Source organism: Draconibacterium sp. IB214405, from assembly GCF_033963885.1.
In the GTDB taxonomy this organism is placed as follows: Bacteria; Bacteroidota; Bacteroidia; order Bacteroidales; family Prolixibacteraceae; genus Draconibacterium.
On sequence record NZ_JAXBMA010000004.1, the window covers coordinates 144,232 to 166,905 of the forward strand.

At 40.4% G+C, this 22,674-nt stretch carries 20 protein-coding genes; 14 read left to right on the forward strand and 6 right to left on the reverse strand.

The window, feature by feature from the left end; genetic code table 11:
- Positions 1 to 14: 14 nt before the first annotated feature.
- Together SLH46_RS13180 and SLH46_RS13185 are read right to left on the reverse strand one after the other, a co-directional pair.
- On the reverse strand, positions 15 to 1,364 hold the full coding sequence (locus SLH46_RS13180; RefSeq protein ID WP_320281664.1) for an outer membrane protein assembly factor BamB family protein: 1,350 nt from the start codon (positions 1,362 to 1,364) through the stop codon (positions 15 to 17).
- Between the two features lie 73 nt (positions 1,365 to 1,437).
- Positions 1,438 to 3,345, reverse strand: a complete 1,908-nt coding sequence (locus SLH46_RS13185) for an OmpA family protein (protein ID WP_320281665.1) — start codon at positions 3,343 to 3,345, stop codon at positions 1,438 to 1,440.
- Between the two features lie 152 nt (positions 3,346 to 3,497).
- Between SLH46_RS13185 and SLH46_RS13190 the strand changes: the two genes are divergently transcribed.
- Positions 3,498 to 3,677 carry a hypothetical protein gene (locus SLH46_RS13190; protein ID WP_320281666.1) on the forward strand — a complete coding sequence of 60 codons (180 nt, stop codon included), beginning with the start codon at positions 3,498 to 3,500 and terminating at the stop codon, positions 3,675 to 3,677.
- A 50-nt stretch (positions 3,678 to 3,727) separates the two neighbouring features.
- Here the strand turns inward: SLH46_RS13190 and SLH46_RS13195 are convergent, their stop codons facing one another.
- Both SLH46_RS13195 and SLH46_RS13200 read right to left on the reverse strand, forming a co-directional pair.
- Positions 3,728 to 4,210 carry a PaaI family thioesterase gene (locus SLH46_RS13195; RefSeq protein WP_320281667.1) on the reverse strand — a complete coding sequence of 161 codons (483 nt, stop codon included), beginning with the start codon at positions 4,208 to 4,210 and terminating at the stop codon, positions 3,728 to 3,730.
- Positions 4,211 to 4,386: 176 nt separating this feature from the next.
- Positions 4,387 to 5,205: a prohibitin family protein gene (locus tag SLH46_RS13200; RefSeq protein WP_320281668.1), complete on the reverse strand. Its 819-nt coding sequence runs from the start codon at positions 5,203 to 5,205 to the stop codon at positions 4,387 to 4,389.
- Positions 5,206 to 5,369: 164 nt separating this feature from the next.
- Here SLH46_RS13200 and SLH46_RS13205 point away from each other — a divergent pair, with 164 nt between their 5' ends.
- The 7 genes from SLH46_RS13205 (at position 5,370) to SLH46_RS13235 (ending at position 13,374) form a co-directional block, all read left to right on the forward strand.
- On the forward strand, positions 5,370 to 6,488 hold the full coding sequence (locus SLH46_RS13205; RefSeq protein WP_320281669.1) for a gamma-glutamyl-gamma-aminobutyrate hydrolase family protein: 1,119 nt from the start codon (positions 5,370 to 5,372) through the stop codon (positions 6,486 to 6,488).
- Positions 6,489 to 6,636: 148 nt separating this feature from the next.
- Positions 6,637 to 8,211: a peptide chain release factor 3 gene (locus SLH46_RS13210; RefSeq protein WP_320281670.1), complete on the forward strand. Its 1,575-nt coding sequence runs from the start codon at positions 6,637 to 6,639 to the stop codon at positions 8,209 to 8,211.
- 72 nt (positions 8,212 to 8,283) lie between these two features.
- Positions 8,284 to 8,856: a DUF2179 domain-containing protein gene (locus SLH46_RS13215; protein ID WP_320281671.1), complete on the forward strand. Its 573-nt coding sequence runs from the start codon at positions 8,284 to 8,286 to the stop codon at positions 8,854 to 8,856.
- Positions 8,857 to 9,130: 274 nt separating this feature from the next.
- Positions 9,131 to 9,682 (forward strand): helix-turn-helix domain-containing protein, encoded by a 552-nt coding sequence (locus tag SLH46_RS13220; protein WP_320281672.1) that lies wholly within the window; start codon positions 9,131 to 9,133, stop codon positions 9,680 to 9,682.
- A 161-nt stretch (positions 9,683 to 9,843) separates the two neighbouring features.
- Positions 9,844 to 11,805 (forward strand): DUF4914 family protein, encoded by a 1,962-nt coding sequence (locus SLH46_RS13225; protein WP_320281673.1) that lies wholly within the window; start codon positions 9,844 to 9,846, stop codon positions 11,803 to 11,805.
- Entirely contained in the window at positions 11,774 to 12,247 is a 474-nt protein-coding gene (locus tag SLH46_RS13230; protein WP_320281674.1) for an AIR carboxylase family protein, read from the forward strand. The genes SLH46_RS13225 and SLH46_RS13230 overlap by 32 nt, the downstream gene beginning before the upstream one ends.
- A 170-nt stretch (positions 12,248 to 12,417) precedes the next feature.
- Complete coding sequence (locus SLH46_RS13235; RefSeq protein WP_320281675.1) at positions 12,418 to 13,374, forward strand: L-threonylcarbamoyladenylate synthase; 957 nt, start codon at positions 12,418 to 12,420, stop codon at positions 13,372 to 13,374.
- A gap of 25 nt (positions 13,375 to 13,399) precedes the next feature.
- On the opposite strand, the gene SLH46_RS13240 is transcribed toward SLH46_RS13235, so the two are convergent.
- Together SLH46_RS13240 and SLH46_RS13245 are read right to left on the reverse strand one after the other, a co-directional pair.
- Positions 13,400 to 15,304 carry a CocE/NonD family hydrolase gene (locus SLH46_RS13240; RefSeq protein WP_320281676.1) on the reverse strand — a complete coding sequence of 635 codons (1,905 nt, stop codon included), beginning with the start codon at positions 15,302 to 15,304 and terminating at the stop codon, positions 13,400 to 13,402.
- 215 nt (positions 15,305 to 15,519) lie between these two features.
- A complete protein-coding gene (locus tag SLH46_RS13245; RefSeq protein ID WP_320281677.1) occupies positions 15,520 to 17,292 on the reverse strand; it encodes a hypothetical protein in 1,773 nt (590 codons plus the stop codon).
- A gap of 282 nt (positions 17,293 to 17,574) precedes the next feature.
- Between SLH46_RS13245 and SLH46_RS13250 the strand changes: the two genes are divergently transcribed.
- The 6 genes from SLH46_RS13250 (at position 17,575) to SLH46_RS13275 (ending at position 22,646) form a co-directional block, all read left to right on the forward strand.
- On the forward strand, positions 17,575 to 18,165 hold the full coding sequence (locus tag SLH46_RS13250) for a TetR/AcrR family transcriptional regulator (protein ID WP_320281678.1): 591 nt from the start codon (positions 17,575 to 17,577) through the stop codon (positions 18,163 to 18,165).
- Positions 18,166 to 18,173: 8 nt separating this feature from the next.
- Positions 18,174 to 18,917 (forward strand): outer membrane lipoprotein-sorting protein, encoded by a 744-nt coding sequence (locus SLH46_RS13255; protein ID WP_320281679.1) that lies wholly within the window; start codon positions 18,174 to 18,176, stop codon positions 18,915 to 18,917.
- A 62-nt stretch (positions 18,918 to 18,979) separates the two neighbouring features.
- Positions 18,980 to 19,360, forward strand: coding sequence for a four helix bundle protein (locus tag SLH46_RS13260; RefSeq protein WP_320281680.1), 381 nt, complete (start codon positions 18,980 to 18,982; stop codon positions 19,358 to 19,360).
- 69 nt (positions 19,361 to 19,429) lie between these two features.
- Entirely contained in the window at positions 19,430 to 20,650 is a 1,221-nt protein-coding gene (locus tag SLH46_RS13265; protein WP_320281681.1) for an ABC transporter permease, read from the forward strand.
- A gap of 36 nt (positions 20,651 to 20,686) precedes the next feature.
- On the forward strand, positions 20,687 to 21,907 hold the full coding sequence (locus SLH46_RS13270) for an ABC transporter permease (RefSeq protein ID WP_320281682.1): 1,221 nt from the start codon (positions 20,687 to 20,689) through the stop codon (positions 21,905 to 21,907).
- Between the two features lie 55 nt (positions 21,908 to 21,962).
- A complete protein-coding gene (locus SLH46_RS13275; RefSeq protein WP_320281683.1) occupies positions 21,963 to 22,646 on the forward strand; it encodes an ABC transporter ATP-binding protein in 684 nt (227 codons plus the stop codon).
- Positions 22,647 to 22,674: the final 28 nt, after the last annotated feature.

Below are 22,674 nucleotides of genomic sequence, written 5' to 3' on the forward strand. Positions count from 1 at the left end.
AATAAAATTTCAGTCTATTTAGCTCCAACTGCAACCACAGATTTTTGTGTTCTGAAATACAAAACATTGCCGTTTATTGCCGGTGAAGCCATTAAAACATCATTCATTTTATTGTGCTCGATAATTTGGAATTCAGGGCCTGCTTTAACAACAAAAACATCTCCTTGTTCGGAACACAAGTACACCTTCCCGTCGGCAGCTACACCCGATGCGGTAAAACCACCAACCGATCCAAGACTCTCTTTGTACATCAACTCGCCGCTAGTTGCATTAAACACACTCAGCGAACCATTTCCCTGAAGATTGTATAAATAGCCATCGTAAATAAGCGGAGTTTGCATGTAGGCTCCACCACGTTTTACACTCCAAACAATACTTTCATTTTCGGTTTCATCTTTATCCAGCGTTATATCTCCTTTGGCGTCTGTTTTCACGGCATAAATTGGCGAATACCTACCGTGTGCATTATTTATAAAAATCAGATCGTCGACAATAACCGGCGTTGGCGTTGGAATATCTCCTCCTCCACTCATTTTCCAAATTTCTGCTCCGGTTTCAAAATCGTAACCTCCCATGTGTTTCCATCCATTCACCACAATTTGTGTTTTCCCGTCTTTCTCAAAAACCGTAGGCGAACTCCAGGTCGACACCTCTTCACGCGGTGTTTGCCAAATTTCTTTACCAGTATTTATATCATAGGCAGCCAGAAAACAATTCCCCAGATAATCGCACTGAATAATCAATTTGTCTTCGTGAATGATCGGTGAGCTTGAAAATCCCCACTCCAGTTCAGGAGCGTTGTATGGTCCGGCATTCATTTTATCAAAGTCTTTTTTCCAAACCAAATCACCATCCATGTTGTAACAGAAAAGACCATTCGAACCAAAAAATACAACCACATATTTTCCATTGGTAGCCGGGGTACCATCGGCATGCGATGCTTTTGTATGGCGCTTTACTTTCGGAACATTTTTAGTGGCCAGTTTTTCCCACAAAATTTCACCCGAATTTTTATCGAGGCAGTACAACTTAAATTCGTGAATGGATTCATCCTCCACAGCATCACCATCACCATACAATCCGATTTTCACTTCATTGTCGCCCGAACTGCTAATGGCGGTCGATATAAACATTTTATCGTTCCAAATTACGGGACTGGAATGTCCGAGGCCGGGAATCGATGTTTTCCACAGTACATTTTTATCTGTTTCAACATCCCATTGACTTATGGTTTTTGAGTTTTCGACAAAACCCAAGGCAAAAGGTCCGCGAAACGATGGCCACTGATTAAGGTAATTTTCCTGGGAAGATGCGCTAAAAACAATACACACCAATAAAAATGCGGTAAAAAGCAGTTGTTTCATTTACTTGATTTTTGGTACAAACCATAAAAATAGACAAATGAAACAACTGACAAAGTTATGTTTGCAAAAATCTTTATTTGGCGATGATTTTAATCGTAGTTCTACGATTTAAGCGGCGTCCTTCAACAGTTTCGTTTGTTGCAACAGGTTTTGTATCGCCGTATCCTTCCGATTGTAATCTGCCATTTGAAATACCATTTTCCACCAAATAATCGACCACCGATTTTGCCCTTAGTTTAGAAAGCTCGAGGTTATTTTCAGGATTACCGGAGCTATCTGTATGTCCCTGAATCTCGACTTTTAAACCACCGTTATTTTTAAGAAAATCGACCAGTTTCTGAAGCTCAGGTTCTGATTCTGCAAGAATGGCAAATGAGTCGGTTTCGTAATAAATATTGTGCAAATCCATTTCGGCGCCAACTTCTATCGGCTCCAGTTCAATGTTAAGAATAAACGGATCGGTTAGTGAATTCTCATCAGCCAAACGCATTGATTGCGAATAGAACATAAACCCGTCTTCCGAAACATTAAATGCATAGTTGCGTCCAACAGGCAATGCGAGCATTATCTGTCCATTTTCATCGGCTTTTTCAATACGTGGCTCAATAACCGCCGAATTAAGATTTACTAACTCTATATCCGCCATAACCGGCTCTGCTGTAGTCTTGTTAGTAACTTTTGCCTTAATGTATGTAACCGGACGCGGCTGCAAACCACGGTCGAGATTAAATGAAAAAATATCAAGACCATTTTCCGACTCTCTTGCGGATGAGAAATACGCAATATCACCGATAGAACTGATTGTCAACCCCATATCGTCGTTATAGGTATTTATTGGGTAACCCATATTTTTAAGGTTTTCAACCTCTCCATTTTCATTGATTTCAGCCGTAAACAGATCGAGTCCGCCCATACCAACATGCGTATCAGAGGCAAAGTAAAAGTTGTGATTGTTAGCATGGATAAATGGCGAAATTTCGTCGCCCGATGTATTTAACGCTTCCATGTTTTCCGGTTTTCCCCATTGTGGTTTTCCGCTTTCGGCAAAACCATTAAAGGCGATTCGCCAGATATCTTTTTTTCCTTTTCCACCACTGCGGTTACTCGAAAAATAGAGATAGCGATTGTCCGACGACAGCGAAGGTTGTCCTTCCCACGATGAAGTATTAAGCGGTGCCCCGGCATTTTTTGGTTCGGTCCATTTTCCTTCTACCAATCGCGAAAAATAAATATCACAGCTTCCCAAACCATCTTCGCGGTTACAAGCCGTAAAAAATAATATTTTTGCATCAGCCGATAAAGTCTGTGCTCCTTCGTTTTCAGGAGTATTCACTTCGCTCATTGGACGGGCATTGTCCCAGTTAAAAGAGTCGATTTCTGCCATAAAAAAGTCTTCCTGTGGTCTGCCTCCATCTTTCATTAAACGCGTAAAAACCAAATGTTTTCCATCCAACGAAGGAGTTGGCCAATATTCATCGTTAGCCGTATTTATCTCTCCGCCAAGGTTGGTTGGTTCAAACCCCACCGGATTCTCGATGCTGTTTATGGCAAAACGGCAACTGGCAATTTTACATGCTAACAAAAACTGTCGTTTCTCCGGTATATTTTTGTTTTCCTTGTATTTCTCGTAAAAACTGAGTGCCTCGGAATACATTCCCAATTTGTAAAACGACTCTCCTAGCCTAAAATCAATCAGTGGATTATCATCAAACTCAACGGCTTTGGTCAGGTGTTTTATTTCCAGGCGGGTTGAATCCATGTCTTTATAAATTTCGGCCAATAAAAGATGAGCATTGGCGTATTCCGGATCTTTATCCAAAAGCTTATGCGATGTTTCGATTGCCGCCGGATAATTATCGTCGGAATAATATTTTCGGGCCTCTTCAAATAACTTATCCGAACGTTTAGAATCCTGTGCCTGCACATTAATCCAAAAAATTGTACAGACAACTATCAGAACAATATTTTTTAATTTATTCATCGATAACATATTATGAACTCTTTCGTATAAATTCTCAATTTGGTAAAAATAATAAACGATTGATTTGTTTTATTTATTTTTTTTCTATTTTGCCTGCGTAAATTTATTTATTCTAACGATTTAAATTCTAATTACATTGGTTTGCTGACGTGATGAAAAAGAAAGTGAACAAAATCCGCCACCCCGAACTGGACAAATTTGACCGAAAACAAAAAAGACACGGGAGTTCTCGTGAAAAAAGTTCAAAACAAAAATTTTCTATCTACGACGAGTTCGATGAAGAGGACGAAATGCCTGACTATACTTCCGAATTCGACGACGAGGAAGAATAAATCAACACCATATCAGTTCGTAATTTCTGTTTAGCAGAGGCAGCAGAAAGTTAATCGTAAAATGCCTCAATACCGGGGTATTGGTAACGTGCTTTGGCTATTTTTTCAGGAAAAACAAAATACGCAAGGTCGGCCTTGGCACACTCTTCACCGGCACCATCGTACAGCGATGCACTGATTTTTGCGGTCCTCCCTTCGTACGATTCCAGTTTCCCTTTTATGGTTAGCTCTCCTTTCGAAACTTTCACCGGTTTTAAATAACTCACCTGCATATCGCTGGTTACCCCCGAAGTTTCAAGTTTTAGCATCACTACCCAGCCACCGATTTCGTCGAGCAAAGTAGCCTGAATTCCACCGTGCAAAACACCAATCCAGCCTTCGTAACTTCTCTCGGGTTTCCATTTGGTAATAATTTCGTCGCCATCTTCCCAGAACTCGAGGTGCAAACCACCACTGTTATATGGCGAACAGGCAAAACAGTTGTATTCGCCAATGTTTTTAGGATCTTTCCAGGGATTTTTGATTTTTTTCATGCTTAATATATTAACCTTTGTAACCTCACCCCCTGTCGCTTCTTCGGCGCTCCTGTCCCCCAAAAGGGGACAATCGGAACGAAGTTACGATCGGGATTAGTAAGTTGGCTTTTAATATTGCTTTAACCAAAACGAGCCAGTAAAAACCGGCTCGCTCTTATGTTAATTTAACACTTCTAATTATTTCCAAGGATAATTGGCAGTCCGTCTTTTCCGCTACCAATAACAACTACTTTCGAATTGGGCGATTCGGCCAACGATGTTGTTGCCTCAATACCACGTTGAGTTAAAATTTTGTCTGTCAAACTGGCATTGATAATACGGTTGTAATTGGCAATACCTTCCGCCTCAATTCTTCTACGTTCAGCTTCCGACTCTTCACGTTTTAAACGGAATTCATAAGCCAGTGCTTCCTGCTCCTGTTGCAATTTATTCTCGATTGCACCTTTAATCTGAGCAGGTAAATTAATTGAACGGATTAACAAAGCACGCATGTCAATAAAGTTCTCGCTCAATACTTTTTTTGTTTCTGTAATTATTGTCTGTTCCACTTCTGCTCTTCTTGTTGAATAGATTTCTTCAGCAGTGTAACGTCCCGCTACCTGACGAACTGAAGATCGAACCTCTGGAATAACCAGCACATTAATATAGTTTACACCAAACTGCTCGTGCAAAAATCCAATTTTATTGTACGAAGGATTAAAACGAACGGTAACATCAACATTTACCGAAAGTCCGTTTTTGTCGAGCACATCCATTGTTTCGTCGCGCTGCTGTTCCCTGACATTATACACCTCCAACTCGTTCCATGGCGCAATGATATGAAATCCTTCACCAAAAATATTTTCCTTATCCAAACCGGTGGTATACGGCTTAAAGATGACTGCCTTTTCACCAGGTTTTAAGATCTTAAACATACGGCCACCAAAAAGCAGCAAAACAATTAATACAACGGCACCAAGTACCAGGTAAGATGATTTAAAATTGAATTTCATAACCTTTTTTCTTTAAATGATTAGACAAATGTACAAAGTTTACAGAATGTGTGCCGTGTAAATTATGTTTTATTTAAAAACACGTTTGAAAGCATTGTTTTGTTGGTCAATCTTTTAATTTTGAGGGTAAAATTCTGGTCACAACAACAACAAATTAAAATCTGATGAAAAAACTATTGCTACTCTTTATTGCTTTTCTGCTGGTTAGTACTTCGTTTGCACAACATTTTTTTGATACCGACTTTAACACCCGCAAAAAATATATTATCCTCTGCGATCCTACTGTTTATCGCATAAAAACCATACAGTACCTTACAAATGCCAACTTACTTTCGGTAAAAAAGAACAAGGTAAATTTTGTTGGCGTGTATTACAAAGGCCAGAAATACGATTTTTCGGAAACGCAAAAATACATTGATGAGAATAACTTGGATAACTTTTTTCTGCACGAAATTGATGGTGAACTAACTCCCGAAAATATTTATACTGAGAATGATATAACCGACGACCTGCAAAAAGTCTTCGCGAATTCGATTGGTGTGATCTTTTTTGGAGGCCCTGACATTCAACCTGAACTTTATGGCGAAGAAAATACCGAGTCGGTAGTTACCGATCCGGGACGCCACCTGTACGAATGTTCTTTTATGTTCCACCTGCTTGGAGGTTCGCAAAACGATTCGTTTGAACCGTTTTTGGATGAACGCCCCGATTACACCGTAACCGGTTTTTGTCTGGGAATGCAAACGATGAACGTGGGAACCGGCGGTACATTAATTCAGGATATTCCTTCTGAAATTTACGCTGCTGATACTCCGGAGGCAACAGTCGCCGTTGGTCGTACTAACATGCATCGCAACTACTGGCAGCTGATTGAAGAGGATAAGCTTTTTATGGGAAACAGTATGCACACCATTCAATTAACCGATAATTTGTTTTGGGGAAAAGATGTAAAAGTGGCCAAAAATTCTACTCCGCGTATTTACAGCAGCCACCACCAGGCAATCGAGAAACTGGGAAAAGGACTTTTGGTAACCTGCTTGTCGCCCGACAACAAAATAATTGAAGGAGTAAAACACGACACTTATCCACATGTATTTTCCGTTCAGTTTCATCCCGAAGTTATGGCTTTGTATGAAGACATGGGCTTAAAAATCTTTCACCCGGATGATGAGCCGAAAAGCTATCATGATATTTTGAGCAAATCAGATCTTCGTTTTCACGAAAGTTACTGGAACCACATTTCTGAAGCATTTAATAAAACGAAAAAGCCGAAAAAGCATTAATGCCGGACCAGAGTGCACCGATAGCTTCTTTGAAGAAAACCTTACATTTTTGCGAACATATTTAACACCAGACAGCTCTTTCTGTTTTATAAGATTGATTTAAAATATCTTTTCTATTTTTGCGCCCGCATTATAGAATCGATAGCAAATGAGTTTTTTACAAGAAATACAACGTCGTCGCACTTTTGGAATTGTGAGTCACCCGGATGCCGGAAAAACCACCTTAACCGAGAAACTGCTTCTTTTTGGTGGAGCAATTCGTGTGGCAGGTGCTGTAAAAAGCAACAAAATTAAAAAAGGTGCCACTTCCGACTTTATGGAAATCGAGCGCCAGCGTGGTATTTCTGTTGCAACTTCGGTAATGGGTTTCGAATACAACGGTTACAAAGTTAACATTCTTGACACCCCGGGTCACCAGGACTTCCAGGAAGATACTTTCCGTACGCTTACCGCGGTCGACAGCGTAATTATTGTTATTGATGCAGCTAAAGGGGTTGAGCCGCAAACTGAAAAACTGATGAATGTTTGCCGGATGCGTAAGACGCCAGTTATCGTTTTTGTAAATAAAATGGACCGCCCTGCCGGAGATCCGTTTACCTTGATGGATGAAATCGAGGACCAATTAAAAATTAAAGTGCGCCCGTTAAGTTGGCCAATAAACAACGGCCCCGACTTTAAAGGTGTTTACAATATTTTCAATCGCAGCCTGAAACTTTTTACACCTGATATTCAGGAAATTGAAGAGCGTATAAAATTTGAAGATGTTTCGGACCCAACGCTGGAAGACTACATTGGCGAAGATGCCGATGTGTTGCGTGAAGAATTGGAACTGGTTGAAGGTATTTACCCGGAATTCAATAACGAAGATTACCTGTCGGGCGAACTGGCACCGGTATTTTTTGGTAGTGCCTTGTATAATTTCGGCGTGCAGGAATTACTCGATTCATTTGTAAAAATTGCACCGATACCTCAACCAAGCGAAACTGAAGAACGTGTTATTAATCCCGAAGAAAAAGGATTTACAGGTTTTGTTTTTAAAATTCATGCCAACATCGATCCGAATCACCGTAGCCGAATTGCTTTTGTAAAGATCTGCTCCGGTAAATTCGAGCGAAATAAAATGTACAAGAATATCCGTTTGGGTAAATCATTCCGAATCTCAAGTCCGACAGCTTTTATGGCTTCGCAAAAAGAGATTGTAGAAGAGGCTTTCCCTGGTGATATTATTGGTGTACCCGATACCGGAAATTACATTATTGGTGACACAGTTACCGATGGCGAAGATATCCATTTCAAAGGACTGCCGAGCTTCTCGCCCGAGATGTTCCGTTTTGTTGAAAATGCCGATCCAATGAAATCGAAACAGCTGGCAAAAGGTGTTGACCAGTTAATGGACGAAGGTGTTGCACAGCTTTTCACCAGCGCTTTTAACGGACGAAAAATTATCGGAACCGTTGGTCAGCTTCAGTTTGAAGTTATTCAATATCGTTTGGAACACGAGTATGGAGCCAAATGTCGTTTCGAGCCGCTTTCGATGCACAAAGCCTGCTGGATTGAGTGCGACGATGAAAAAGTACTGACCGAATTCAAAAAACGCAAGCACCAGAAAATGGCAAAAGATAAACTGGGACGCGACGTTTTTATGGCCGATTCCTCGTTTATTTTACAAATGGCACAAGACGAATTTAAGGATATTAAATTTCATTTTACATCAGAGTTTTAATGCTCCTGTCTGTTCCCGCAAAGTAATTAATCTCTAACTTTGAGATAACAACAGAATCGATATTTTATTTTTATGGATACAAGCTTTTACGACAGTAACCTATTCATATATTTACTGCTTCCGGGATTAATTTTTATTTCGCGAATTGCGGATGTAACCATCGGAACCATTCGTATTGTAATGGTATCAAAAGGTCACAAACTTTGGGCTCCAATCCTCGGATTTTTCGAAGTGTTAATCTGGTTGATTGCCATTACGAAAATTATAGAAAACCTCGATAACTGGCTTTGTTACATCGCTTATGGTTTGGGTTTTGCTGCCGGAAATTACATCGGTCTGCTAATTGAAGAAAAACTGGCGCTGGGAATAGTTAAACTCCAGATTATCACAAAAAAAGAAGCCAGTAAACTTATTGAAAATCTGAAAGCAGCGGGATATGGTATTACCCATCACAATGCACAGGGGGCGAACGAAAAAGTTAGTATTATTCACAGTATCATCAAGCGTTCGGAAATTAAGAAAGTAGAGGCGATTGTAAAAACTACGAACCCGAAAGCATTCTATTCGGTTGAAGATATCAAATTTGTAAACGAAGGTGTCTTCCCTATTCATCCGGCCCGATTCCGTATGCGCAAAGGGAAATAAATCTGCTTTTTGCGCATTTATTTCGTATAAAACGTAAATACACATTTTAAGTAAATAACTCTCCACATTTCAGCGGAATTCAGTGCATCTGTTTAACATTGCAATTTTTTAATTTCCTTTGGATAAAACCTGACAGACATTCTTAACCCTCACTTAATTTTTTAAATATATTTTAACATCTGCATTTTTCTTATACTTTTACAGCACAAAACGATTTCTACCACAAAATTTAACTGCCGGAAGCCTGAATATTTGGCAAAAACCGATCTTAAAGATGAAACGACTTGGCGAAAGAATAAGAAGAAAAAGAGAAGACTTACATCTAAAGCTCAACGACTTATCTAAAAAAGTCGGTATCAGTTCAAGTGCGCTTTCACAGATTGAAAAAGCCAAAGCTTTTCCTTCCATCTTAACGCTTAAAAATATTGCCGACAGCTTAAACACTACTGTGGGAGAATTAATTGGCGAAAATGAAACACTGCTTAATCAACCGCTAATAAAAGACGATCAAAAAAAGTTTGTCCAGGAAAATGAATCCGGCACAAAATTATACCTGATTTCTCACCACGATCCTCACAAACAAATGGAAACTTATCTGATGGAATTTTCTTCAGGATCGGACAGCAAAGGCATAATGACAACCCACCCGGGACAAGAGTTTTGCCACGTTACAGAAGGAAAACTGGCAATTATTCTCGAAGACAAACCTTACATACTCGAGGCAGGCGACAGTTTCTATTTTAACTCAAATATTACGCATAACGCGCAAAATATTATTGAAGGAACCACCCGCGTTGTATGGGTAGTAACCCCTCCGAATATTTAATTACCACACCCCTGATTTTAAGTTATACTTAAATTATTAAAAAATTTATAAATTTTGTTAAGCTATACTTTATTTTATTAAATCATACTAAAGTATTTATAGATTTGTGGCCGATTACGATTTTATACCGATTGGTTGAAGAACCACAAAAATTAACAAAAATGAATATAGCTTTTTCAGATTTTAAAACTAACCTTGATAAAAAGGGCATAACATTGCCTGCAAACATTCAAAACGTATTGAGTTCATGTAAGTCTTTTACATGCTACAATACAACTGAAGAGCTTGCCGATGCTGCTACTAATGGAAAAGAAAACAACGAATTTGCCGTATCGTACGATATTGAAGGCAAAGGAACATACACAGAAGCAATTGTACATCGTGTGCAAAACGGTATTTCGGTAAACTACACCGAAGCCTACATGCGCCGACGCGATCCGGGTACCATGGTTATTGGAGACGATAAACCTACCGGTAAAAAACGATTTTCAGAAAAGTATAACTATCCGTTTTCTGACATTCAGAAAGAAACCTTTGATTGGTTAAAAGACAACGATCTGGCCGTGTTTTTCTACTTTGCAGGCCGCCAGGGCATTGGTTCTTTAGGAATAGCAATTGCACCTGCCAATGCAGGATTTTTTGCCATGGGCTTATCCATGTTACAGGAAATTGTAGCATTTGACGAGCTGGCAGAAAACAGTGAGTTAAAATCGGTAATTTATGTAGCACCGGTTTTCAGACACACTCACTTTGATGGAAAACAAGTGGTGGTACACAACCGCCTTGACGATATTCACGAATTGTATTCATACAACCTATATCCGGGGCCAAGTGCAAAAAAAGGATTATACGGAGTATTATTAACTCAGGGAGAAAAAGAAGAATGGGTAACTGCCCACTGTTCTGCAGTTCAATCTATTAGCCCCTACGATATTGTTACAACCTTTATGCACGAAGGTGCCAGTGGTGGTGGAAAATCGGAATTACACCAACATATTGTAAGAGAAACTGATGGTAGAGTTCTACTCGGTAAAAATTCTGTTACCGGAGAAAGCCGTTACATTACTATTCCGCGAACCTGCAACTTTCTTCCAATTGCCGACGATATGGCTTTCTGTCACCCATCGTTCCAAAAGAACAATGGAAAATTGGGAATTATGGATGCAGAGAATGCATGGTTTGTTCGTGTTGACAGTGTTAACCAGTATGGCGATGATCCGGTTTTGGAGAAAACAACCATTAACCCGAAAAAACCTTTGTTGTTTTTAAATATCGATACCAAGCCGGAATCAACAGCACTGATCTGGAATCATATTGAAGATGAACCGGGTAAACGTTGTCCAAACCCACGTGTTGTTCTTCCACGCGAAAGTGTTGACAACACCATTAACGGATCGGTTTCGGTTGATGTGCGCAGTTTTGGTATTCGTACACCAAAGTGTTCGATAGAAGATCCAACCTACGGAATTGTTGGTCTGTTCCACGTATTGCCGCCGGCTTTGGCCTGGTTGTGGCGTTTGGTTGCACCACGCGGACACAAAAATCCAAGCATTGTTGGAACGGGAGCAATGGAAAGCGAAGGTGTAGGTTCATACTGGCCTTTTGCCACAGGAGACCGTATTATTCATGCCAACCTGTTGCTAAAACAAATAATTGAAACACCACGTACCATTTTTTCACTGGTACCAAACCAAAATATTGGTGTTTGGGAGGTTGGATTTAAACCACAGCTTTTAATGCGCGAATACTTAACCCGAAGAGGTGGCGCCAAACTAAAAGACGACCAAATTCAGGCTGCACGTTGTCCGCTATTGGGTTACGAGTTGAATTACCTGACAATTGAAAGTTCTAAAATCCCAAGCCGATTCCTGAAAGTATACAACCAGGTTGAAGTGGGTACCGCAGGATACGATGCAGGAGCAGAAGTATTACAGGAATTCTTTAACAAAGAGCTGAAAAAGTTCATGCATAAAGACCTGTTCCACACCGGAAGAAAAATTATTGACGCTTGTTTGTCGAACGCGTCGATCGAGGAATACAACGAAATAATTCCTATGGATTACAAATATTCATTTAATAATATAGAAGACTATGAGCAAAGTAGTTATAATAATGGGCTCTAAAGCCGATCTGGACTGGGCCAATAAAATTGTTGACTCTTTAAACGGTTTTAACATCGCTTCGGAATGTTATATTGCTTCGGCGCACAAAGTACCGTTAGAGTGTTACAACATTATTAAAGAGCAGGAAAAGCACAATCCGGTGTTTATCACCATTGCAGGAATGAGTAATGCTTTGAGCGGTTTCTCAGATGCGCAAACCACTTGTCCGGTTATTGCATGTCCTCCGGTTGGCGACTCATTTGCAGGTGCCGACATTTATTCGAGTGTGCGAATGCCGTCGGGTGTTGCTCCAATGGTAATTCTAAATCCAAAAAACGCAGCATTGGCAGCGGCAAAAATTATTGGATTAACCAACGAGCAAGTTCGTTCTGAGGTATTAAAATTTCAGGATGCGCAACGTCAAAAGTTAATTGATGACAACAATTCAATTCAGAATAATTAGATAACAATTGGTCTATTTCCTGGAGGCAGGTAGTTTTTTTTCGGAATCTACTTAATAATTAACTTAATAACTTATCGGCAGTTCAGGAAAACTTTAATCACAAAGGGGAATTTGCGTTGGCAATTTCCCCTTATTTTTAGAAATTTGCGCCCAACAATTAGAAGCAACGAATGAATTCGATTATCAACGATACAAAATTGGCAGCCAGCATTATCCAAAATGGCGAGCTGGTGGCTTTTCCAACTGAAACAGTATACGGTTTAGGAGCAGATGCATTTAACCCGGAAGCTGTTGCAAAAATTTTTGCAACAAAAGAACGGCCAACGTTTAATCCGCTTATTGTACATATTCACGAGATTTCGGAACTGGAGAAACTTTTTGTTGAAATTGATGATGCGCTATTAAAACTGGCCGAACATTTCTGGCCGGGCCCTTTAACTATTGTTGCAAAAAAACAGAAATCGGTACCTGATATCGTTTCAGCAGGATTGGATACAGTAGCCGTTCGGATGCCGGCCAATCAAACGGCACGCGAACTGTTAAAACTTTCGGGGAAGTGTATTGCTGCACCCAGTGCCAACCGGTTTGGGATGTTAAGTCCTACTACGCCTGAGCACGTTCAAAAACAACTTCCACAGCTCAATTGCATACTTAACGGCGAACTCCCAAAAGTTGGTATCGAGTCGACGGTTATAGAGCTAAGCAACGGAGAATTTAAAATACTACGCCCCGGTTTTATTACCGAACAGGATTTATTAAAGGTTCTTCCTCAAAGTAAGACCAAGGAAGCAAATTCCCCCATAAAATCGCCGGGTCAGTTAAAATCGCATTACAGTCCCCGAAAACCGATGTACCTGTTGGGCAACGAGCCTGAATATCTGGAAAATAAAAAATATGGTTTTCTGGCTTTCTCTAAAGTAAAAGAGCCGGAGAAGTATCATCTGATCGAGCGTTTATCAGACAACAAAGATTTAGGCGAAGCTGCAGCAAAATTCTTTGAAGCACTGCATCGTTTGGAAGATTCGGATGTTGACCTGATAATTGCAGAACCGATACCTGAAGTCGGTATCGGTATTGCAATTATGGACAGGCTAAAAAAAGCCGTTTATCAGTATCGGGATAAATAAGCTGAAGCGATTTAATCGCTTCTCATTAATCCACCTTTTCCAATAATTCAATCGTTGGCAAATCACCACCTGCTTTTACGGTTGACATGCCGTGAATGGTAATTTCCGACTTGATAAAATCTTCCTCATTCGCCTTGTAAATATTATCGACATATTTTTGCGGATTGCGGTCGATATAAGGGAACCACGTGCTGTGAACCTGAATCATAATACGATGGCCTGCTTTAAAAGTATGCAGTACATCCTGTAACGGAACTGTTACATTGGTTGGCACTCCCGGCTCAAATGGTTTCGGCTCCGAATAACTGTCGCGGAAACGGCCACGGAATACTTCGTGACGCACCAACTGCTGATAGCCGGCCATTACAATATTTTTAGGATTGTGCTCGTAATTTGGTTGATCTTCGGGATAAACATCGATCAGTTTTACCACAAAATCAGCATCGGTACCAGTCATTGAAACCACCAGTTGCGCCAGGATTTCACCGGCGATAGTAACGTCTTTGTCCAAAACATCGGTTTTGAAAGTCAACACGTCAGGACGGTAAGAAGCATGGCGCTGATCATCCGTCATAAAATAACGCGGTGTGAAAGTCAAACCTTCAGTAACCGAACGGTAAGGAACCGGTTTGTCCGGATCACTGATATAACTATATTCAGCGCTCTCATCAGTTTTTTCGTCCATTAACAATTTACCTTTCTCGCCAAACGAAAAAGTAATCGGCTTCACATCTTTTGGCGGCCACTCATCATATTTTTTCCATTCTTTTATTCCTGTATCGAACATATAAGCTTCAGGCAAGGTCATTTCTCCTTCATCCTTCAGGTAATAATCAAAAAAAGATTTTTCCATCGAAAGCTGAAAGAAAGTAGAAATACTATCGCCGTAATAAATATCGTTTACGGTATGTTTTCCTTGCTCGCGTGCCCAGCCACCGTGAGTCCACGGCCCCATAACAATGGTATTTTTTGCGTCGGGATCGTTCTGCTGAATGGTCTTATAAATATTTATCGGCCCGAACAAATCTTCAGCATCGTACCAACCTCCTACCAACATTACCGCAGGTTTAATATCTTTTAAATGCGGAAGAATCGAACGCTTTTGCCAAAACTCATCGTAGTTTGGATGATCTACTATCTGGTTCCAGAAAAAGTTATCGTAATGGTACTTTTTTGTGATGTTCTTAAGCGGTCCTAAATCCAGATTAAACTCATAACCGTTTGCAGACTGATCTTTAAACAAACGCATCATTTTATCGCTGTACCATGGTTTATTGGTTAACGAATCTTTCTGGTAACCAAACACAGCGAATGCCGCCATGTACGATTGCAGAAATGCTCCCTGGTGGTGAAAGTCGTCGAAAAAGAAATCAGAAATCGGTGCCTGTGGCGAAGCAGCTTTTAAAGCCGGGTGGGCATCAAGTAAAGCCGCTGCACTGTAATGTCCGGGGTACGAAATGCCGTAAATCCCCACTTTGCCGTTGTTACCTTTTATGTTTTTAATCAACCAGTCGATGGTGTCGTATGTATCCGAACTTTCATCAATATCCTTTTTGTTTTTTACATCGTTACCCGGAATATTTGGGCGCATATTATCGAAAGTTCCGCCCGACATGTATCGACCACGCACATCCTGGTAAACCAAAATATAACCACCTTCAATAAGGTAGTCAGATGGAGCCCGGAGTTTGTTATCACGAGTCCCGTCTACGTTGTAACACGTGCGGTTCATCAGTATCGGATAGGTTTTCGATTCGTCTTTTGGCGTGTAAACAACGGTAAATAATTTTACACCGTCACGCATTTCAATAAAGTACTCAGCCTCGTTATAGTGCGTGGCAACATAAAGCGAATCGGCACCTTTTGCCTTTACGTTAGCACTAATAAAAATCAAGGATATTACCAGAAAAAACAAATAACAACGTTTCATAAAGTGAATTAATAATTTGTGGTATCGAATGACAACCAGATTTTTTAATGGGGCCAAATATAAGCAGTTTATCATCACACCGATTAATTTTCTGTCATAATTACAATTAGACCAGCCAAATTGTTTCATTTTGAATTCAACTATCAACAATTTGCAGCAATAAAAAGCGGAACCCAAATGAATGAATCCCGCTTTTATATGGTTTTATGAAACAATTACAATTCGGCGTTCAGCACTGAATATTTCTGAACAAGTTTCTCCAACTCGAGAACCACATCCTTTTTCTTTTCACCAAAAAGGTTCTTGTAATACTCGATTCCCTCCAACAGGTTGCTTTTGAATTTCACGAGGTTACGTTTTTCCTTCACATCATCAATATTTTTCTGAAAAGCTTCCATGCGCTCTTTAAAAATATCGAGATACATATGCAGCTCCTTCAAGAACATATGCGGACGATAACCTTTATCCAACAAATTGATTCGACCATAAATATGATCAACCATTTCTTTCAGCGATGAAATCTTTGAAAAATACGCCAGGTTTGGTCCCGGACAAACGGTTACTTTTTCGTTTTCCTTCACGTCGATTCCTTTCGATTGTAACATCGAAATTCCAAGACCGATACACAAACATTCCGGCTCGGTTATTTTATCGAAAGCTTTTTTGTATTCTGCTTCCGGTAAATTCAGTGCCTCCAGTTCCTGTAACTTTTTGCTTTGGTACTGGCGCGACGAAGTACAAATTGGTTTTTCGGTGTATTCGGTATTGTACCTCAAAAATCCTTTTGTACATGGCATACCGGCTTTTCCATCAGCAGCCATTGCCAAACGCAGGTTGCTCATCGAAGCCCCTTTAATGCTGTTAAACGGAACGCCTAGCGGCGAAAGACCACTGAAATAATAATCCTTTTCTTTTCCTTCGGCCAACAAGTTCATGGTTTCAGTATCGATACTGATAACTTCAGGAACCAGCATAAAAGGCGATCCCCAGCCAACGCTGTCCATGTTGTAATGCTCGAGCAGCAGGTTGTGTTCCTCAACATTACCAACACCACCTTGTGCAGTGATTTTCATTTCCGGTTCCCCGGCAGGTTGAGAAAGTTCTTTCTTCTGTAGCGCAGTTTTATAAACTTCAACACAAGTATCAAATAACTGCTTGCGATTCAGTCGGAATTCGTCAAGAATTGGCCCGAACAAAACGCCGTTAGTTGGGAAAGCGTGTCCGCCACAGTTTACCCCCGACTCAATGCGGTATTCCGATACCCACAGTCCTTTTGCAGCCAACATTTTGCCCTGCACCAGTGCCGATCGAAAATCGCTAACTTTCAGAATAATATTCTTTTTGATCTTACCTGTAATATCAGGAAAGAAGTCTTTGAAATTCTCGATGTAGCTATACAAACGCGGGCTCATTCCTGCAGAAAGTACCAACGAAGAACTCAGGTTACTGTTGGCAAAACCACGCAGTGCCGCATGTGCATCGTTATACTCGATGGGAAGTTCTTCGCCATCTTTTTTGTTTACCTGGTCGAGCTTGGTCATAATGTTTACATCAATCGATCCCACCGGTAACTTTTCGTTCACCCATTTTTTCAGCTCTTCGGTAACCGATTTTTTAAATCCAAGGTTGCTGAATTTTGCTTTCAACTCCGACGCCTCAGGAAGCATATCGTAATATTTTTCCAATTCGCCTCCAACATTCGAGAACGAAGCTTTTAAGCTTTCAACCTTTTGATTCACCACTTCTTCCATCGTATTCAGGTACGATGTTATACGTTTTGCCCTGTGATCGTCCACTTTTTTGGAGATGGCAGTAAACGGCAAATCAAACTTTTTACAGTAGAATTCACGAATCGTTTCCATCAGCGAATCATCAACAAGCGAAATCACCGATGAAATTCCGAAGGGTGCGACATTTACAGGTGTGTCCATTGAATATCCAACACCCAGAACGGGTATATGGAAAGAATGTCCTTCAAATATTTTCATTTACGTAAATTATATATGACGGGGTTAATTACGCCCCGGTTGTGTTAAAACAATTGGGCGCAAAGAAAGCAAGTTATTTTACATTTGCTTGCAACTATTGGTGCATTGGCAGAATTGTCCAACAAATTTCCTTTTATTTTCAGGCACTCACTTTAAATTTGAACTTTTTCGTCCATAATTCCATATTTAGAATGACCAATCGGTCAATTAATCAAATTTTTTCTTGGAATTTTAAAATACACCTTTTAACTTTGACCGACCGTTCAATCAAAAACCAAAAAGATGCCAAGAAGTCCGGAACAATTCGACGATATCAGAAAACAGAAAAAGCAGTTAATCATGGAAACTGCTCTGGAATTATTTGCCGAAAATGGCTATCACGCAACTTCGATAAGTCAGATCGCCACCAAAGCAAAAATATCCAAAGGACTAACTTACAACTACTTCAACAGCAAAAAAGAAATTCTTGACGAACTGATGGAGCATGGTTTTAACGAGATTTACGACAACCTTGATTTGAACCATGACGGAATACTCACCAAAGAGGAGTTTATCTATTTTATCCGGCAAAATTTCAAGTTACTTCGCGAAAACATGCAGCACTGGAAGCTGTTTTTTTCACTCTTGTTGCAACCGCAAATCTCACAAACTTTTGCAGAAACCTATGAAGAAAAAGCCGCCCCTATTTTCAATTTATTTTACGGCTTCATTGTAGAACAAGGAAGCAAAGATCCGGAAAGCGACCTGATGGCGATTGCCTCATTAATAGAAGGCGCCTTTTTGTATTGTGTTGCTGCCCCCGACGTTTTCCCCATGGAAAAATTGGAAGAGGCTGTAATTTCTGCATCATTTAAAATCGTTAACAATCAATAATTACCAAAATGAAACGCATACAACTTACACTAACTTTTATGCTTTTGGGCCTCGTTGTATTCGCCCAGGATATGACAGCCATTATAAAACAAGCCGACGAAAAATTCAGAGGCGAATCCAGTCGTGGAGAAATGACCATGATTATTGAACGTCCGGGATGGAGCCGAACCGTTTCGATGAAAAACTGGACCTTGGGTAACGACTACTCGCTGATTTATATAACCGCACCGGCTAAAGAAAAAGGCCAGGTTTTTCTGAAACGTGACAAGGAAATGTGGAACTGGGTGCCCAACATCGAACGCATGATAAAAATTCCGCCATCGATGATGATGCAGTCGTGGATGGGATCGGATTTTACCAACGACGATTTGGTTAAAGAATCAGAAATGTCAAAGGATTATTCGAACAAACTACTTGGCGAAGAAGAAGTTGATGGTTATGCCTGCTATAAAATTGAACTGATACCGCACGACGATGCACCCGTTGTTTGGGGAAAAGTGATTATGTGGATTTCGAAAGAAGAACTGCACTGGCTGAAAGCCGAGTTTTACGATGAAGACGGCTACCTGGTAAACACAGAAATTCTAACGGATGTAAAAATGATGGACGACCGCGAAATGCCAACACGTCTTGAAATGATTCCAGCCGATGAAGAAGGCAACAAAACAGTAATGATATTTGATGAGATCGAGTTCAATGTGGACTTGAAGGAGAGCTTTTTCTCGCAGCAGAATATGAAAAGGATCAGGTGACAATGCGAAAATGCGTGAATGCGTGAATGCTTTAATTTTAAGTCAACCAATAAAACTATACCATGAACACAAAAGATAAATTTATTGAAGAACTAAAACAACGTACGAAAAAGTTTGCTGTTGATGTTATTCTTTTCTGTGAAACCTTAAAGAATTGTAAAGCAACTTCCGTGATAACCTATCAACTAATCAAATCTGCCACATCAACTGGAGCGAACTACCGGGCCGCATGCCGTGAACGTTCCAAATCAGAATTCTTTAGCAAAATATGCATTGTTGTCGAAGAATCTGACGAATCAATATACTGGCTTGAAGTTATTGAAGATGCGAACTTATCTAATGATTCAAAAGAACTTGAACGATTAACAAGAGAGGCTATTGAGATTTCAAAAATCATGACAAAAGCGAAAGATACCACATACAAAAGCGTCAATGGCAGATAGTTGCAATCATAAATCAGGAGTTACAACAACATTTAAGCATTTATGCACTAAAACATTAAAGCATTGAAGATGAAAACAAACATAAAACTCGCATGGCGCAACCTTTGGCGGAACAAACGCCGGACTATCATTGCCATTTCATCTATAGTGTTCAGCGTTCTGCTGGCTTCGTGGATGCGGTCGATGCAGGAAGGTTCGTACGACAGCATGATCGATAATTCGGTTAAATTCTACACCGGATATTTACAGGTGCAGGATACTGCTTACTGGGACGAACGTACGCTTGACAACAGTTTTGAAGTAGATCTTGATTTACAAGACCAGATCAAAAACATAAAGGACGTTTCACTGGTTTCCAACCGTCTGGAATCCTTTTCGCTGGCTGCCGACCACATGAAAAGTAAACCGGCCATGGTGATGGGAATTGAGCCCGAAGCCGAGGATCAGATTACCAACCTTTCGAAAAAAATGCAGTCGGGAGAATTTATCAAATCAGGTGATAAAGAAGTGGTGATCAGCGGAGGACTGGCCAAATACCTGGAACTGGATGTTGGCGATACACTGGTGATGATCTCACAAGGTTATCACGGGATTAGTGCAAGTGGTTTATTCCCGATTAAAGGTATCATTAAACACCCGAATGCCGAGTTTAACAAACGGCTCGTATACATGGACATTGAAACTGCCCGGGAATTTTATTCAGCGTACGGATTATCCACATCGCTGGTGGTAATGACCGATGATCACTATAGCGTCAATCATATTAAAAAAGAGATTGAGCAAATTCTGCCTGAACAGAAAACAATTATGACATGGACAGAAATGACTCCTGAGTTAGTGCAAATAATTCAAAGCGACCGTGGCGGTGGAATTATCATGTTAGGCATTCTCTACCTGGTTATCGCATTTGGAATGTTCAGCGTGGTAATTATGATGGTAAAAGAACGTCAGCGCGAATTTGGAGTAACACACGCTGTTGGTATGCAAAAACGAAAATTAGCTTCGCTGGTTTTTATCGAAACACTTTTTATCGGATTTATTGGTTGTGCAGTAGGATTGATAATCAGTTACTTTTTCTGCCTGTATTTTTTCTACAATCCAATTCCGCTTACCGGCGACATGGCCAAAGCCACAGAAATTTATGGTATGGAACCATACATGTTCGTTTCGATGAAAGCTTCGCTCTTTTACAACCAGATTATTGTGGTTTTCCTCATCAGTCTTTTTATAGCGATTTTCCCGATAACGAATGTTAGTCGGTTAAAAATCACGAAAGCAATGCGCAGTTAAGCCTTAAAACAATTAATCACGAAAAAAACTAAAACGATGATACTTTCAATAGCATGGCGAAACGTTTGGCGAAGCAAAACCCGCAGTTTAGTAATGATTGCGGCCATTGCGCTGGGCCTTTTTGCAGGCATATTCATGATGGCCTTTATGAATGGCATGTACAATTCGCGAATTGAATCGGCCACTAAATCTGAACTGTCGCACATACAGGTGCACGCTCCTCATTTTCTGGATAACACCGAATCGGAACTATTTATTCCAAATGGTTTTGCGTTGGCCGAAAAAATTGCAGCACTCGATTCAGTGGAGGCGGCCTCTCCCCGACTGATTGCCGAGCCTTTTATAATGGCTGCCCACGGAACTGGCGGCGGCAAAATGTTGGGAATCGATCCTGAAAAAGAAAAGCAAGTTACCGATATTTGGGAACACCTGGTTGATGGCACTTACCTTGAAAAAACCAGCCGAATGCCTCCGGTTCTGGTAGGGCAAAAAATGGCAGATAAACTTCGTCTAAAAATAGGAACCAAAATAAATGTACAGTTGGTTGATTTTAATGGTGATTTATCGTCGAAAGGTTACCGCGTAGCAGGTATTTACAAAACGGTAAACACAGGTTTCGATGAGATGCATTTGTTTGTGAATATCAACGACCTGAGATCACAAATTGGCATTCAGCCCGATGCTGTACACGAAATTGCCATCCTGCTAAAAGACAATAGTTATGCGTCGTCTGTAAAACCGGCAGTTCAAAGAACTGCTATCGGTATGGATGTGCAAACCTGGAAAGAATTAAGTCCGGAAATGTCACTTATTACCGATTCGATGGACCAGTACATGTACATTTTTATTTTGATTATCCTCATCGCCTTGTGTTTCGGCATTATAAACACCATGCTGATGGCGGTACTGGAACGTGTAAAAGAAATTGGAATGCTGATGGCGGTAGGAATGAACAAACGAAAAATCTTTAACATGATCATCCTCGAATCGATTATGCTGACCCTCACAGGTGGCGTAGTCGGGATCCTGTTGGGAATCGGAATTTCCCGAATTTTCGAACAACATCCGATCAACCTTTCTGCGTTCGCCCAGGGATTACAACAATACGGTATGTCAACCGAAATAGCCACCGTATTTCCTTCGCACTCATTAGGAATTTTAATTACGCTGGTAGTTTTAACCGGATTGATATCTGCTATTTACCCGGCACGAAAAGCATTAAAATTGAACCCCGCAGAAGCCACTAGAACTGATTAATAAAGATTAGAATATTTGAGAACTAGAATATTAGAATGAATTAATAACTACAGCAATGAATATCATAGAAATAAAAAACCTGCACAAAGTTTACAATGGCAGTTCTGTATCTGTTCATGCAGTTAACGGAATAAATATGTCGATTGAAGAAGGTGAATTTACCGCCATTGTTGGTCCATCCGGATCGGGAAAAACAACCTTGCTCAATATCATCGGCGGACTGGATGATGCCACGGAAGGATCGGTTGAAATTGATGGTGTAAAAATCAACGAATTATCATCACGAAAACTCACTGATTTCAGGATGAAAAATATTGGTTTTGTCTTTCAGGCATACAACCTCATACCGGTGCTGACAGCCAAAGAAAATGTGGAATTTATTATGCACTTACAGGGAAGTAAAAAAGCTGACCGCGATGCACGAACCAGCGAACTTTTAAAAGCCGTTGGATTAGGAGAAATGATGGATCGCCGGCCATCAAAATTGTCGGGCGGACAACAGCAGCGGGTGGCTGTAGCTCGGGCTTTGGCATCGAAACCCAAATTCGTACTGGCCGATGAGCCTACTGCCAATCTCGATTCGCACTCCACGGAAAATCTGCTCGATATTATGGAGCAACTTAATAAAGAGGAAAATATAACGTTTATATTTTCAACGCACGATCAGCGGGTAGTAAACAAAGCCCGACGTGTAATTACCATCGAGGATGGAAAAATAATCAGCGACATCAGTAAGTAACAGCATGTTGTTTCAAAAGATGTCAGTA